The 12993-nt window shown below is 71.5% G+C and carries 15 protein-coding genes; 2 read left to right on the forward strand and 13 right to left on the reverse strand.

Translation table 11 applies throughout. From position 1 onward, the window contains the following. Window positions 1-10 precede the first annotated feature (10 nt). The 3 genes from KK087_RS04710 to KK087_RS04720 are packed head-to-tail and all read right to left on the reverse strand — an operon-like array spanning window position 11 to window position 2568. The gene (locus KK087_RS04710; protein WP_214564357.1) at window positions 11-538 is read right to left on the reverse strand and encodes a GNAT family N-acetyltransferase; all 528 of its coding nucleotides are present in this window, start codon (window positions 536-538) and stop codon (window positions 11-13) included. A gap of 27 nt (window positions 539-565) precedes the next feature. Continuing rightward, window positions 566-1843 carry an ABC transporter permease gene (locus tag KK087_RS04715; protein ID WP_214564358.1) on the reverse strand — a complete coding sequence of 426 codons (1278 nt, stop codon included), beginning with the start codon at window positions 1841-1843 and terminating at the stop codon, window positions 566-568. Further along, complete coding sequence (locus tag KK087_RS04720) at window positions 1840-2568, reverse strand: ABC transporter ATP-binding protein (RefSeq protein WP_214564359.1); 729 nt, start codon at window positions 2566-2568, stop codon at window positions 1840-1842. The genes KK087_RS04715 and KK087_RS04720 overlap by 4 nt, the downstream gene beginning before the upstream one ends. Window positions 2569-2648: 80 nt before the next feature. Between KK087_RS04720 and KK087_RS04725 the strand changes: the two genes are divergently transcribed. After that, window positions 2649-3278, forward strand: a complete 630-nt coding sequence (locus KK087_RS04725; RefSeq protein WP_214564360.1) for a TetR/AcrR family transcriptional regulator — start codon at window positions 2649-2651, stop codon at window positions 3276-3278. A gap of 140 nt (window positions 3279-3418) precedes the next feature. On the opposite strand, the gene KK087_RS04730 is transcribed toward KK087_RS04725, so the two are convergent. The 8 genes from KK087_RS04730 to KK087_RS04765 all read right to left on the reverse strand — a co-directional run bounded on the left by KK087_RS04730 (window position 3419) and on the right by KK087_RS04765 (window position 10350). Next, window positions 3419-4444, reverse strand: a complete 1026-nt coding sequence (locus KK087_RS04730) for a glycine betaine ABC transporter substrate-binding protein (protein WP_214543430.1) — start codon at window positions 4442-4444, stop codon at window positions 3419-3421. After that, window positions 4441-5205, reverse strand: coding sequence for an ABC transporter permease (locus KK087_RS04735; RefSeq protein WP_214530627.1), 765 nt, complete (start codon window positions 5203-5205; stop codon window positions 4441-4443). The genes KK087_RS04730 and KK087_RS04735 overlap by 4 nt, the downstream gene beginning before the upstream one ends. Next, on the reverse strand, window positions 5202-6473 hold the full coding sequence (locus KK087_RS04740; RefSeq protein ID WP_017887899.1) for an ABC transporter ATP-binding protein: 1272 nt from the start codon (window positions 6471-6473) through the stop codon (window positions 5202-5204). The genes KK087_RS04735 and KK087_RS04740 overlap by 4 nt, the downstream gene beginning before the upstream one ends. After that, a complete protein-coding gene (locus KK087_RS04745) occupies window positions 6460-7107 on the reverse strand; it encodes an ABC transporter permease (RefSeq protein ID WP_214543432.1) in 648 nt (215 codons plus the stop codon). Before KK087_RS04745 ends, KK087_RS04740 begins: the two co-directional genes overlap by 14 nt. 208 nt (window positions 7108-7315) lie before the next feature. Then, window positions 7316-8038, reverse strand: a complete 723-nt coding sequence (locus KK087_RS04750; protein ID WP_214564361.1) for a DinB family protein — start codon at window positions 8036-8038, stop codon at window positions 7316-7318. Further along, window positions 8035-8646 (reverse strand): DUF6197 family protein, encoded by a 612-nt coding sequence (locus KK087_RS04755; protein WP_214564362.1) that lies wholly within the window; start codon window positions 8644-8646, stop codon window positions 8035-8037. Before KK087_RS04755 ends, KK087_RS04750 begins: the two co-directional genes overlap by 4 nt. 58 nt (window positions 8647-8704) lie before the next feature. Further along, window positions 8705-9583 carry an aminoglycoside phosphotransferase family protein gene (locus tag KK087_RS04760; protein WP_214564363.1) on the reverse strand — a complete coding sequence of 293 codons (879 nt, stop codon included), beginning with the start codon at window positions 9581-9583 and terminating at the stop codon, window positions 8705-8707. 116 nt (window positions 9584-9699) lie between these two features. Then, window positions 9700-10350 carry a ScbR family autoregulator-binding transcription factor gene (locus tag KK087_RS04765; protein WP_214564364.1) on the reverse strand — a complete coding sequence of 217 codons (651 nt, stop codon included), beginning with the start codon at window positions 10348-10350 and terminating at the stop codon, window positions 9700-9702. Window positions 10351-10440: 90 nt separating this feature from the next. Here KK087_RS04765 and KK087_RS04770 point away from each other — a divergent pair, with 90 nt between their 5' ends. Beyond that, the gene (locus tag KK087_RS04770; RefSeq protein ID WP_214530633.1) at window positions 10441-10884 is read left to right on the forward strand and encodes a hypothetical protein; all 444 of its coding nucleotides are present in this window, start codon (window positions 10441-10443) and stop codon (window positions 10882-10884) included. A gap of 42 nt (window positions 10885-10926) precedes the next feature. Here KK087_RS04770 and KK087_RS04775 read toward each other — a convergent pair whose 3' ends face one another. Then, complete coding sequence (locus tag KK087_RS04775; RefSeq protein WP_214564365.1) at window positions 10927-12084, reverse strand: GAF domain-containing protein; 1158 nt, start codon at window positions 12082-12084, stop codon at window positions 10927-10929. Further along, window positions 12081-12857: a ThuA domain-containing protein gene (locus tag KK087_RS04780; protein WP_250900808.1), complete on the reverse strand. Its 777-nt coding sequence runs from the start codon at window positions 12855-12857 to the stop codon at window positions 12081-12083. Before KK087_RS04780 ends, KK087_RS04775 begins: the two co-directional genes overlap by 4 nt. Between the last annotated feature and the right edge of the window lie 136 nt (window positions 12858-12993).

Consider the following 12993-nt stretch of genomic DNA (forward strand, 5'->3'; position numbering starts at 1 on the left):
GCGGGCTGGCTCAGAGCAGCAGGCCGTAGACCGCCACGTCGACCCGCTCCGGTCCGAGCGGCAGGGCGCCGCGCAGGGTGCCCTCGTGCGCGAAGCCGAGCCGCTCGGCGAGCCCGCGGCTCCGGACGTTGTCGACGGCCGTCCGGATCTCCATGCGTGCCACGCCGCGCGCCCGGGCGACCCCGATCAGGACGGTGGCGGCCCGCCGGGCGACACCCCGGCCCTCCTGTCCGGCGTCCACCCAGTAGCCGAGCGATGCCTGTCCCAGGTACGGGTCGAACGTCAGCGAGGCCACCCCGACGATCCGGTCGTGGGCGCGGATGACGCAGGGCAGCGCGCGGTCCATCGCGAACTGGCCGAGCAGCCGCTCCGTGTGCAGGGCGATGGCCTCGCGGGTCTGGGGATCCCAGGCCCAGGGCTCCGCGGCCCGCAGACGATCGGTGTTGGCGTGCACCAGTGCGAGTACCTGGTCGACCGTCGTCAGGTCGCGCAGCGTCAGCGCGTAGCCGTCACCGAGGTCGCGTCCGAACGTCGTCACCGTCCAGACACTAGGCACCCCTGCCTGTCACTCGTACCGGAGCGCCTCGATCGGGTTCTGCCGTGCGGCTCGTCGTGCCGGCAGGGTGCCCGCCAGGAACGCGATGAACATCACGACGAGGATGATCGTCGCGACCGATCCCGGCGCGAACTGCATGATCTGCAGCCCCGGCAGGTCCTTCAGCAGCGTGCCGGCCAGGACGTTCGAGATGCCCGTGCCGAGCAGGATCGCGGCCCCGGCCCCGATCGCGCTGCCGAGGAACCCGATGAACACCGCCTCGAGCGAGAACAGCGTGTAGACCTTGCCGCCGCCCATGCCCATCGCCTTCATCAGGCCGATCTCGCGGGTGCGCTCCTGCACGCTCATGAGCAGGGTGTTGATGATGCCGAAGCCGGCGGCGATGAGGGCGATCACCGCGAAGGCGTTCAGGACCCCCACGATGCCGCTGATGACCGTCTGGAACTGGCCGAGCTGGTCCTGGATGGTCTGGCCGAGGTACCCGTCGTCGGCCAGGGACTTCTTGACCGCGGTGACGGAGGCGTCGGAGTCGAGCGTCGCGGTGGCGCTTGCGTAGGACGTCGCGATCGAGTCGGGCTTGCCGATCTCCTGCGCGGCCTGCATGGCGTCGGTCAGTGCGGCGTTCGCCCCGGCTCCGCTGCCGAACAGCGACTCGTTCTGCACCCCGACGACCGTGGCGGTGAGCGTGTGCGCCTTGCCCTGGTAGTCGTCGACGGCGAAGGTGAGCTCCTTGCCCACGGCGGCGGAGGCGCTGCCGAGGCCCATGTTCTTCAGGTAGTCGGTCGGCAGCATCACCTGGTTGGTGTCGGTCTGGTCGTCGAGCTGCTTCCCGCTCGCCAGGTCGGCGTCGAGCTCCCCGGCGTTGGCCGTGAGCGAGACGACGTACTTGCCCTGGTCGCCGTACTCGGCGTACTTCGGCGCGAGCGCGACCGCGGGGCGGAGGCTCGTGATGCCGTCGGTCTTCTCGATGGCGTCGATGTCCGACTGCGACAGGTACGCGAACGACGCCGGCCCGCGGTCGACGCTCTGACCGGAGGCCTCGGGGTCGTACTCCGCCGGGCCGCTGTCGGTCGAGGTGCTGTCCACGGCCTTCGTGACGACGAGGGTGCCGTCGTCACCGATCGAGGAGACCTGGCTGTCGATGTAGTTGCTGACGCCCGTGCCGATGGCCGAGGTGAGCGTGATCGTGAACGCGCCGATGAAGATCGCGATGACCGTCAGGGTGGTGCGCAGCTTCGAGCGGAAGGTGTTGGCGACCGCGGTGCGCAGGAGGTCGAGGACGTTCATGCGGAGTGCCTTCCGTGGGTGGCCGGCGCGTCGACCGCGTCGTCCGAGCCGCCGACGATCAGGCCGTCGCGGACGTTCACGCTGCGGTCGCAACGTGCGGCGAGCTCTTCGTCGTGCGTGACCACGACGAGCGTGATCCCCCGCTCGCGCTGCAGCCCGAACAGCATGTCCTCGACCACCTGCCCGGTGTTCGTGTCGAGGTTGCCGGTCGGCTCGTCGGCGAAGATCACGCTCGGCTCGCCGACCAGTGCCCGGGCGATGACCACGCGCTGCTTCTGCCCACCGGACAGGTCGTTCGCGTCGTTCTTCGCCTTGTCGGCCAGGCCGAGGGCGTCGAGCGCCGCCATGCCCCGGCGCTTCCGCTCGGCGCCGGAGACGCCGGCGATCTTGAGCGGGAGCACGACGTTGTCGAGCACCGAGGTCTTCGGCGTCAGGAAGAACTGCTGGAACACGAACCCGAAGGTGCTGTTGCGCGTGCGGTTCACCTGTCGCGCGCCCAGCGTCGCCGCGTCGGTGCCGTCGAGCAGCACCTGCCCGGCCGACGGCTTGTCCAGCAGCGCCAGCAGGTGCATGAGCGTCGACTTGCCGGAGCCGGACTTGCCGACGATGGCCAGGCTCTCGCCCTGGTGCACCGCCAGCGACACCCCCTTGAGGGCGTCGAACCGCGTTGCGCCGCGGCCGTAGGTCCTGGCGAGGTCACGGGCCTCGAGCACGGGAGTGGTCATGGGTTCACCGTAGTGTCCGGTGCACGACTGCAAGTTTGCGTTTGCCGTAGATCATGTGACGTTCCGGTTACAGTCGGGCCATGCCCGACTCCGCGACGCCGTCAGAACTCGGTCTCCGTGACCGCAAGCGCATCGAGACCCGCAACCGCATCGCCGAGGCGGCTCGGTCCCTGGCCCTCGAGCAGGGCGTCGACGGCACCACGATCGAGCAGATCGCCGCGCGGGCCGACGTCTCCCCGCGGACGTTCTTCAACTACTTCGAGAGCAAGGAGGACGCGGTCCTCGGGCACACCGAGCTCGACCTCGATCCCGCCACCCTCGAGGCGCACCTGGCAGCCGTCGCGGGCGAACCGGCGGCGCAGGCCGTGGTCGACCTGGCGTTCCTGGTGTTCGGGTCGTCGTTCGGTGACGAGCACGAGCGACTCGAGCGCAAGGAGGTCATCGTGCGGTTCCCCCAGCTGATGCGGCGGCAGGTGGCGCGGATGACCACGGTCGCCGAGGCGATGACCGGCGCGGTGCGCACCATCCTCGAGCGCGACCCGGCCTGGGGCCCCGAGGCCGCGACCCCGCAGGCGGCGGAGATGCTGCTCGGTATGTGCATGACGGGGCTGCGGAGCTCGGCCCGGCACGAGGGGTCCGACCCGGAGCAGGTGCGGGCCGCGGTGGTCGCGTCGATCCGCGACACGGCAGCGCGCATCGCCGCGGCCTGAGACGCGACCACGAACGGACGGGAGGTGGGCCCCACCAGCCAGTACCGGCACACCGCGCCAGCGGGGTGACGGCCGTGCCTGGAGGGACGGTGCCGGCTGGCACCGCGCCTCCCGTCCGTCGGTGGGTGCGTCGAGAACGGTCAGGGCTTCGTGATGAAGCCCTCCTTCACCATCCAGTCGAAGGCGACGTCGGCCGGCTCACGCCCCTCGACGTCGACCTGGCGGTTCAGCTCCTGCAGCACGGCGTCGGTGAGCTTCGGCGAGATCTGGTCGTAGATCCCCTCGAGCTGCGGGTACTCCTTGAGCGTCTCCGAGTCGATGACCGGAGCGACGTTGTACGCCGGGAAGAAGCCCTGGTCGTCGTCGAGCACCGTCAGCCCGAGCGACTTGATGCGGCCGTCGGTCGTGAAGACCTCGCCGAAGTTGCACTTGCCGCGATCGGTGGCCGTGTAGACCGTGCCGGTGTCGAGGATGCTGACGTTGCGGCTCGGCACCCCGTTCGCGCCCGATCCACCGAGCTCCAAGCCGTACTTCTTGAGCATCGGCTTGAAGCCGTCGGCACGCGAGTTGAACTCCGACTCGACACAGAACGTGCGCTGGTCGACCGGCAGCTTCGTGATGTCGGAGAGCGTCTTGACGTCCCCGAGCTCCTTGACCGCTTCGTCGCGGACCGCGAACGCGTAGGTGTTGTTCATCGGCGCCGGATTGAGCCAGGTCAGCCCGTTGCCGGCGTCCTCCTTCTTCACCGCCGTCCACTGCTCGGTCTTGTCCGGGATCCCCTCCGCGTGGCCCATGAAGGTCAGCCAGGCGGTGCCGGTGTACTCGTACGTGAAGTCGGCCGCGTGTGAGGTCATGAGCTCACGGACCGCGACGCTGCCGGGCACGTTCGTCTCGTCGGTGACGTCGAACCCGGCGGCCTTGGCGGCGAGCACGGCGATCTTGCCGAGCACGAGCTGCTCAGTGAAGTTCTTCGACGTCACGGTGATGTGTGCGTCGGCCGGCAGGTCGTCGATGCGCTGGATGGAGCCGGCACCGGCCTCCGGCACGAACGAGGTGGCGGGCTGCAGGCCGCAGCCGGTCAGGACGAGGGCGGTGGCACCGGCGACGAACGCGGCGGCTCCGACCCGGGTGCGGGTGCGGCGGGTGCTGCGGGTGCGGCGGGTCATCGGAGTCCCTTCGGTCGTGCGACCGTCTCGACCACGCGGCCGAGCCAGTCGATGGAGAGGGCGAGCAGGGCCACCAGGAGCGCCCCGGCGATGAGCACCTTCGGCAGGAACAGCGTCACGCCCGTGGTGATGAGCAGGCCGAGGCCACCCGCACCGACGAAGGTGGCGAGGCTCGCCGTGCCGACGAGCAGCACCAGTGCGGTCCGGATGCCCGAGAGCATCACGGGCACCGCGAGCGGCAGTTCGACGCGCATCAGCACGCTGAAGGCGCTCATGCCCATGCCCCGACCGGCCTCGACCAGCCGCGCGTCGACGCTCTGCACGCCGATCATGGTGTTCCGGAGGACCGGCAGGATCGCGTAGAGCACGAGCGCGATGACGGCCGACGAGCTGTTCAGGCCGAGCCAGGCGGCGAGCAGCACGATGAGGCCGACGGCCGGGGCCGCCTGCCCGAAGTTCGCGACGGCGAGGACGTACGGGCTCGCCCGGCGCAGCGGCCCGCGGGTGAGGACGACACCGAGCGGGATGCCGATCAGGAGCACCAGGACCGTCGACTGGAGCGTCAGCACGAGGTGCTGGCCGGTCAGGGCGAGGATGTCCGCCGGGTTGAGCGTCGTGCGCTCCGTCGGGGTCAGGTCCGCCGTCGCGAGCCACACCGCGAAGCCGCCCAGGACGACCAGGATCGCGATCGGCTGGAACAGCAGGCCCTTCCACGAGGTGCTCGCGCCGGTGGCGGGGCCGGCGACGGCGACTGCGCTCACAGGTCTTCTCCGGTTGGCATCGCCGACACCGGCGACGACGGCATGGTCTCGATCGGGTTCGTGTTCGTGCCGACCGGCGTGTAGGCCTGGTCACCGGCGGCGGTCGCGCGGGAGCGGGTGATCGCCTCCATCACGGTCTCGACGGTGATGACCCCGCGGAAGGCGTCACGACGACCGGTGACCAGTGCGGCGCCGGCGCTCGAGACGAGCATGGTGTCGAGCGCGTCGTTGAGGGTCGCGGCCTCGCCCACGACGGGCAGGCCGGGCTCGACGCCGTCGGGGATGCGGTCGAGGCGCTCGAGCTGGCGGCGCGAGGGCCACCCGATCGGACGCTGGCGGTGGTCGACGACGACGGCGTGCTGGTGCCCGCCGGCCTCGTTCATCCGCTGCAGCACGGCCTTGACCTCTTCGCCCGGGGAGCAGGTCACAGCGGACTCGACCTCGACGTCGCGCACGCGGTTCAGCGTGAGCTGCTTCAGGCCGGCGCCGGAACCGATGAAGTTCTCGACGAACTCGTTCGCCGGCTCGGCCAGGATCCGCTCGGGGGTGTCGTACTGCACGATGTGTGCGCCCTCGGTGAAGATGACGATCCAGTCGCCGAGCTTCACGGCCTCGTCGAAGTCGTGCGTGACGATGACGATCGTCTTGTGCAGCTCCTCCTGGATGCGCAGGAGCTCGTCCTGCAGGCGCTGGCGGGTGATCGGGTCGACGGCGCCGAACGGCTCGTCCATGAGCAGGACGGGCGGGTCCGCCGCAAGCGCACGGGCCACGCCGACGCGCTGCTGCTGCCCACCGGAGAGTTCGCGGGGGAACCGGTCGCGGTAGGTGTCGGGGTCGAGCGAGACCAGGTCGAGCAGCTCGTCGACGCGCGCCGCGATCTTCTCCTTCGACCAGCCGAGCATCTTCGGCACGATCGCGATGTTCGCCGCGACCGTCATGTGCGGGAAGAGACCGCCGGCCTGGATCACGTAGCCCATGCGGCGGCGGAGCTCGTCGCCGTCGATGCCCGTGACGTCGTCGTCGCCGACGACGATCCGGCCCTGCGTGGGCTCGATCAGGCGGTTGATCATCTTGAGGGTCGTCGTCTTGCCGCAACCGGATGGGCCGACGAGCATGACGATCTTGCCGGCCGGGATCTCGAGCGTGATGCCGTCGACGGCGGGCTTCGACTGCCCGGGGTACCGCTTCGTGACCTCGTCGAGCAGGATGCTGCGTCCGGTGACGTCCCCGTCGGGCGCGGTGGTGGTGGCGGAGTCAGTGCTGGACACGGATACCTCTCGAGATGGTCAGGCGGCCGAGGCCGAGGAGGAGCAGGTCGAGGACGAGGGCGAGCAGGACGACGCCGACCACCCCGACCACGACGGAGGACAGCGCGTTGGCGCCGCCGAGGCGGGAGAGCCCGGAGAAGATGAAGCCGCCGAGTCCCGGGCCGAGCGCGTAGGCGGCGATGGCGGCGATGCCCATCACCATCTGCGCGGACACACGGACGCCGCTGAGGATGATCGGCCACGCCATCGGCAGTTCGACCTGCAGCAGGGTGCGGAACCGGCCCATGCCGATGCCGCGCGCCGACTCGACGACGGCAGGCGGGATCTCGGCGAGGCCGACGACCGCGTTGCGCAGGATCGGCAGCGCGGCGAAGAAGACGACCGTCACGACCGACGGCAGGACGCCGAAGCCGAGCGGGACGATGAGCAGGCCGATGACCGCGAAGGACGGCAGGGTGAGGCCGATGGCGGACACCCCGTTCGCGACCGAGGTCAGGCGGGGGCTGCGGTAGACGAGTGTGGCGAGCACCACGGCGATGACCGTGGCGAGGACGACGCACTGGACGACCAGTGAGAAGTGCTGCCACGATGCGAACCAGATCTGGTTCCATCGCTCCACGACGTACTGGAACACGGGTGGGCGCTCCCCTTCCGGTCGGCTGAACTGCCCACAGATCGGGGCACGAGCTCGGCCAAAGCTATGCAACAGCTGGACCGGTTGTACAACGCAACCCCGCCTGTACGACGGTTTCCCTTGCGGTTGCGAGGAGGATAACCCCAGGTCAGGAGTGGTTCACCGTGCCGAGCCTGGGAGAACGGTAACGATCGGTCTGCCTGCTCGGCTATGCGTCGAGGTCGCGCAACCCGGATCGCTCCGCGATGTCGACGAGCTGCTCACGCCACCGGACCCATTCCTCCGGGGACTTGTCGGCCAGGTTGCCGTCGCCGTCGCCGGCCAGGCCGTCGAGCATCTCGCGCACGATGTCGGCGTGGCCCGCGTGCCGGGCGGTCTCGTAGGCCATGTGCACCAGGATGCGGTGCAGCGTGACGTCCCGGTGCTCCTCCGGCCACCACGGCACGATCCCGGTGGCGGTGAGGTCGAGCGCCTCGATCGTGGCGTCGGCGTGGGCGGCACTCCGGTGGTGGAAGGCCACGATGTCGGCCATGGTCTCGTCGAGCGAGGCGTACATGTCCTCGCCGTCCTCCGACTCGAGCCAGGCGGGCTGGTCCGGCAACGGCCGCCCGAACACCTCGCCGAAGTAGCCGGCCTGGACCCCGGCGACGTGCTTCACCAGCCCGAGGACGTTCGTCCCCGTCGGCGTCACCGGCCAGCGGGCCTGCCGCTCCGCGAGCCCGTCGAGCTTGGCCAGCAGGGCCGCACGGTGCTTCTGCAGGTACCGGTGCAGCGTCCGCTTCACCGCGGCGTCGGCGGCAGCGGCGTCCGCGGCCGTCGCGCCGTCCGGGTGCCGCGCGGACCCTTCGTCCGACAGCAGCGCGCTGCCGCTCGCCGCCAGGGTGCCGGTGCTCGCGGGGTGCACGTGGGGAACCGCTTCGACGTCGCTCATGTCCCCGATCGTGCCACCCGGAGCTCCTGCAGGCGCGTGGACTCCTGCACCGCGACCCGTTCGGCCGTGAGCAGGAGCCCGGCGACCTCGGCCCCGGTGCGGGCCGGGGCGTCGTTCCAGCTCGTCAGGTCGCGCACCCGCCCCATCCGGATGTCCGGGGCGGGACACCACAGCACGGGCTCGTCCTCGTCGCGGGCGAGCGCGTGCCAGACGACGTCGAGCGAGTGCTGCACCCGCGGCGCGTGCACCGCGTGCGGACCGCCGGCGGCGGACACGACGGCGCCGACCAGGCAGGCGCCGACGAGCGGCCGTCCCTGCACGTCCATCGCAGCGGCACTCGAGGCCTTCCGCTCCCGGCCGTGCTCGTCGAGGTAGGCGAACCAGGCGTGCTGGATCCAACCGCGTTCGACGACGGCGCGGGCGTCGGAGAGCAGGTGGACGAGTTCGGCGAGTTCCCGGACCTGGTCGTCGACCCGACGCGCGCGTGCGGCGGCGCGACGGTCCGCGAGCCGGTCGAGGAGACCGCGGAGTCCCCGTCGTTCGGGCCGGACGTGGACGGGGGAGGCGTCGGTGGCGACGTCGTGCTGGACGCGGAGCTCGAGGGTCATGGCGGCCCCTCCGATCGGCTGTGCACGGATGGTGCGGTCACGATAGCCCCGCCGGGACTCAGTCGTCCAGCACCGCGTCGATGCTCCGTCGTGCGACGCTCCGGAAGGCGCGTTCGTCGGCGGTCGCGAGCGCGGACGCGAGCGCGACGGCCCATCCGCGTGCGCGCTGCCAGGTGACTTCCGTGGCGACGACGTGCGTCCGGAACGCGCGACGCCCCCGCTGGTCGAGCGTCAGCCAGGCGGTCGCGAGGTCGACGGCGGGATCCCCCGCGGTGACGTCGCCGAAGTCGATCACCGCCGACAGGCGGTCGACGCCGTCCGGTGCCCGGTCGACGAGCAGGTTGAAGGGGTGCAGGTCGCCGTGCACCCAGACGGGAGGCCCGGCGTGCGCGGGCACGGCCGCTGCGGTCCGCCACAGCGTGGCCAGCTCTCCGGCACGGGGCACGTCGTGCCCGTCGAGTCGCGCCAGCACGGCGTCGCTGCGCGATGCGAGCGGGACGCCGCGGAACGGGTTCGCGGGGGCGTCGGCCGGAACCGGGACGTGCAGGCGACCGACGAACGCGGCGAGCGCCTCGGCCACGGACACCCCGGCAGCCCGTGCACCGATGGGCGCGCCGGGCAGCCACGGCACGATGCTCCACGACCACGGGTAACCGAGGGCGGGACGTCCCGTGCGGACCGGTGCCGGGACCGGCACGACCGGACCGACCCGGGCGGCGATCTCCGGCAGCCAGCGTTGCTCGTGTTCGACCAGGCGCGCGGCCATCGCCCGGCGGGGGACCCGCACGGCCAGGTCGTCGCCCAGGCGCAGCACGACGTTGTCCCAGCCGTTCGCGACGACCTCGAGCGGCTGGCCGGCCAGGTCCGGGTGCTGGTCGAGCAGCAGGGACCGGACGAGCGGGACGTCGACGTCGACCTCGGCGGACGGGGTGGGCACCGGGTCAGGCTAGTGGGCCGGACGACACACGCCCGCGAACTGGGGCCGTTGGCGCGACACCCTTCTCGGTATTGTCGTAGCGAGGTGACGTGGGTGTTTCCCTGGGGGGACCCGCGTCACTCCGGAGCGATCACCGCGACGAGCCGCGGGATCTCCGGACGCAGCCGTTCGGAGACGAACGCGTCCAGCAGGACCGTCCAGAGTTCCCGCAGTTGCTCGAAGATGTCGGATCGGCGGGTCATCGCGTCCGACACCGTCTGCACGCCCGTGTACGCACGCACGACGACCCGGCCGACGAGCTCTGGGTCCCACCGCGGGTCGATCTCACCCGCGTCGATCGCCTGGCGCGCGAAGCCGGCGATCACCTCGGTCCAGTCGGTGTACGGGTCCCGCCGGTCGACGTCGCTCGCGGCCACGTCGGTCGACAGCCGGACACCGGCGCTCACGACGACCTCGGCGGTCATCTGGACCGCGAGCCCCTGGCACAGCCACATGATCGACTCGAGCGGGGTGGCGCCCCGAGCCAGCGCTGCCTCGCCGTACCGGCGGGAGATCGCGTGCTGCTCGGCGACCACGGCGCCCGCCATGTCGGCCTTCGAGGTGAAGTGGAAGTACAGCGCGCCCTTGGTCATCCCGATGCGCTCGGCGATGCCGTCCATCGAGGCGCCGACGTACCCGCGTTCGTCGAACTCCGCGGCCGCGCCCTCGATGATCGCGGCGCGGGTCGCGAGCGACCGCTCTTGCCGGGTCGGTCGGTCCTGCACCATGGGGTCCGATCGTAGTCAGCGCATCCGACCGCCGGGGTTCCCTGGCCGCATTCGGCAGGCGTTCGGCCGGGTGCCCTACGGTCGGTCGCCATGGACGGATGGCGGAACCCTGCGCGCTGGGCACGGACGGGGCGGTGGCTGCTGCTGCCGATCGCGGTGCTCGACTGGGTCGCGCTCGCGCCGCAGACCATCGTGGTGCTGGCCTTCCTGATCGCCGTCGTCGGACTCGCCGGCATGGCAGCGGCGCTCGTCGTGCACATGCTCGGCCGGTCGCGCGGTGCGATGGCCGCCCTGGGGGTCGTGCTGCTGCTCGGTGGCCTCGTGGTGTTCGGTCTCGACCCGTTCCCCGGTTCGTTCCCGCTCATCGAGTCGTGGTGGCCGGAGTCGATCACGCAGCCGCAGCACGTCGGCAGGGCGTACTGGCAGCTCGCCGGCCTGGGCATCGAGCTCGCCGGGTTCGCCCTGCTCGCCACGCTGCTCGTGGTCGCGCTCACCGGCACCCCGCGCCCGCGGCAGGACCGCCCCCGCTCCTGACCCACCCCGGGCAGCACGCCGCACCGGGGCGACGTGTCCCGATCAGTGCCGCGTGAGCACCACCAGCGTGACGTCGACCGCGGCGTCCGTAGGGACCGCCGCACGCACCCGTTCGACCGCGGCGGCCCCGTCCGGAGCCGAGCGCACCAGCGCGGCGAGGTCGTCCAGGTGCCGGAGCCCGTCCAACGTCAGGACGCCCTGGGTGCACACCGCGAGCCGGTCGCCCGGCGCGAGGTCGAGTGCCCCGGGCGACCGGGGGATCGACTCCGGCTGCAGGCCGAGCGGCAGGTCGAGGGGGTGCAGGACCCGGGCGGAGCCGTCCGCCCGGACGAGCACCGCCAGCCCGTGCCCGGCGTCGCCGAAGTCGACGTGACCCGACGTCGGGTCGAGCCGCAGGTGGAAGAGCGAGCCGACGGCGTCCGCAGCCGACAGGTCGGCGGTGACCTGCGCCTCCAGGCCGCCGATCGCGTCCTGCATACCGGTCGCGGTCCGTGCCGCCACCGCTCCGCGGACCGCCGCGGCGAGCAGCCCCGAGGCCGGTCCGGCGGCGCTGACGCGACCGACGGTCACGTGCAGGGCGCCGTCCGGCGCGACGCGCCAGTCGGCGACGTCACCTCCGCCGCCGTCGTGCTGGGCGACCAGGAAGTCGAGGGCGTACCCGGGGACGTCGACCGGGTCGGGCACCAGGCCGTCGAGCGCCCGGCGCACCCGCCCGCGGTCGATCGCGACGCCGAGCTCCCGCTCGGTCCACCGGGCCAGGTCGCGCAGCAGGTCGAGGTCCTCGTCCGAGAACACCCGCGGCACGGCGTCCATCAGGCACAGCGTGCCCACCCGGGTGCCGTCGACCATGGTCAACGGTGCCCCGGCGTAGAACCGGATGCCGTGCTCCGCCACCGCCGCCGTGTCGGCGAACCGGGCGTCGAGCGACGCGTCCGGGATCACCATGAGCTCGCGAGCGAGGACCGTCGTCGCACAGAACTGCTCGCTGGCGGGGACGCTCGACCCCTGGTGCCAGCCGAACGTCGACTGCGTCGTGACGAGGTCGTGGTGGACGAGGTTGAGGAAGGTCAACGGGACGTCGAACGCCTCGTGGGCCATGCGGGTGATGCGGTCGAAACGCTCCTCGGGTCCTGATCCCAAGATGGCGAGCGCCTCGACCACCGCGGTGCGCCTGTCCGCACCGTCGAGATGGTTGGTCACCCGGCCTGTCTACCCCGATCGTCCGACAGGAACCAGTCCCGCGGGTGGGGGTCGGCCGTCAGCTCGCGGCGCTCGGACACCGGGGCAGCCCACGCGGCGGCGTTCGACAGCACGCGCTGGATGTCCGGGTGGTGGTAGACGGGGTACTCCTGGTCGCCCGGCGAGAAGTAGAAGACCTTCCCCAGGCCCCGGCGGTACGCGACGCCGGAGCGGAAGACCTCGCCGCCGGCGAAGGTCGACAGGAACACCTCTTCGTCGGGGCGCGGGATGTCGAAGTACTCGCCGTACATCTCCTGCCGGTCGATGACGATCGGGTGCGGCACCCCCGCGGCGATCGGGTGCTCGGGCGCGACGGTCCAGACGAGTTCGCGCTCACCGTCGTTCCGCCACTTCAGCGAGCAGGTCGTGCCCATCAGGCGCTTGAACGGCTTGGAGTAGTGGCCGGAGTGCAGCACCACCAGGCCCATGCCGGCGTGCACGGCGTCGACGACCAGGTCGACGACGGCGTCGCTCACCTCGTCGTGGGCGGCGTGCCCCCACCAGAACAGCACGTCCGTGGCGGCCAGGCGTTCGGCGGTGATGCCGTGGTCGGGTTCCTGCAGGGTGGCGGTCGAGACGTCGGCCCCGGGCTGCAGCCGCCGGAGCGCCTCGGCGATCACGGCGTGCATGCCGTCGGGGTAGTGCCCGACGACCGTCGCGTCACCGCGGGTCTCGTGCACGTTCTCGTTCCAGACGACGATGTTCAGGGGACGGTTCTCGGTCGACGGCGACATCCGCCCACGCTACCCGTGATCGGTACGCGCAGGCACTGGCGTTTTCTGATCGTTTGACCTACCTTCGGATCACTATCGCGCAGACGGCGACGCCAGGGGGCGTCGATCACCGTCCGCGCCGAGGACAGGGGCTCGT

Origin of the sequence: Curtobacterium aurantiacum (assembly GCF_018598555.1) — a bacterium.
In the GTDB taxonomy this organism is placed as follows: domain Bacteria; phylum Actinomycetota; class Actinomycetes; order Actinomycetales; family Microbacteriaceae; genus Curtobacterium; species Curtobacterium aurantiacum.

Bases quoted from the DNA above. Each gene is read 5' to 3' on its own strand.
- KK087_RS04715 (WP_214564358.1), bottom strand. From the start codon at position 1,843: ATGAACGTCCTCGACCTCCTGCGCACCGCGGTCGCCAACACCTTCCGC.
- KK087_RS04720 (WP_214564359.1), bottom strand. From the start codon at position 2,568: ATGACCACTCCCGTGCTCGAGGCCCGTGACCTCGCCAGGACCTACGGC.
- KK087_RS04725 (WP_214564360.1), top strand. From the start codon at position 2,649: ATGCCCGACTCCGCGACGCCGTCAGAACTCGGTCTCCGTGACCGCAAG.
- KK087_RS04730 (WP_214543430.1), bottom strand. From the start codon at position 4,444: ATGACCCGCCGCACCCGCAGCACCCGCCGCACCCGCACCCGGGTCGGA.
- KK087_RS04750 (WP_214564361.1), bottom strand. From the start codon at position 8,038: ATGAGCGACGTCGAAGCGGTTCCCCACGTGCACCCCGCGAGCACCGGC.
- KK087_RS04755 (WP_214564362.1), bottom strand. From the start codon at position 8,646: ATGACCCTCGAGCTCCGCGTCCAGCACGACGTCGCCACCGACGCCTCC.
- KK087_RS04765 (WP_214564364.1), bottom strand. From the start codon at position 10,350: ATGGTGCAGGACCGACCGACCCGGCAAGAGCGGTCGCTCGCGACCCGC.
- KK087_RS04770 (WP_214530633.1), top strand. From the start codon at position 10,441: ATGGACGGATGGCGGAACCCTGCGCGCTGGGCACGGACGGGGCGGTGG.
- KK087_RS04780 (WP_250900808.1), bottom strand. From the start codon at position 12,857: ATGTCGCCGTCGACCGAGAACCGTCCCCTGAACATCGTCGTCTGGAAC.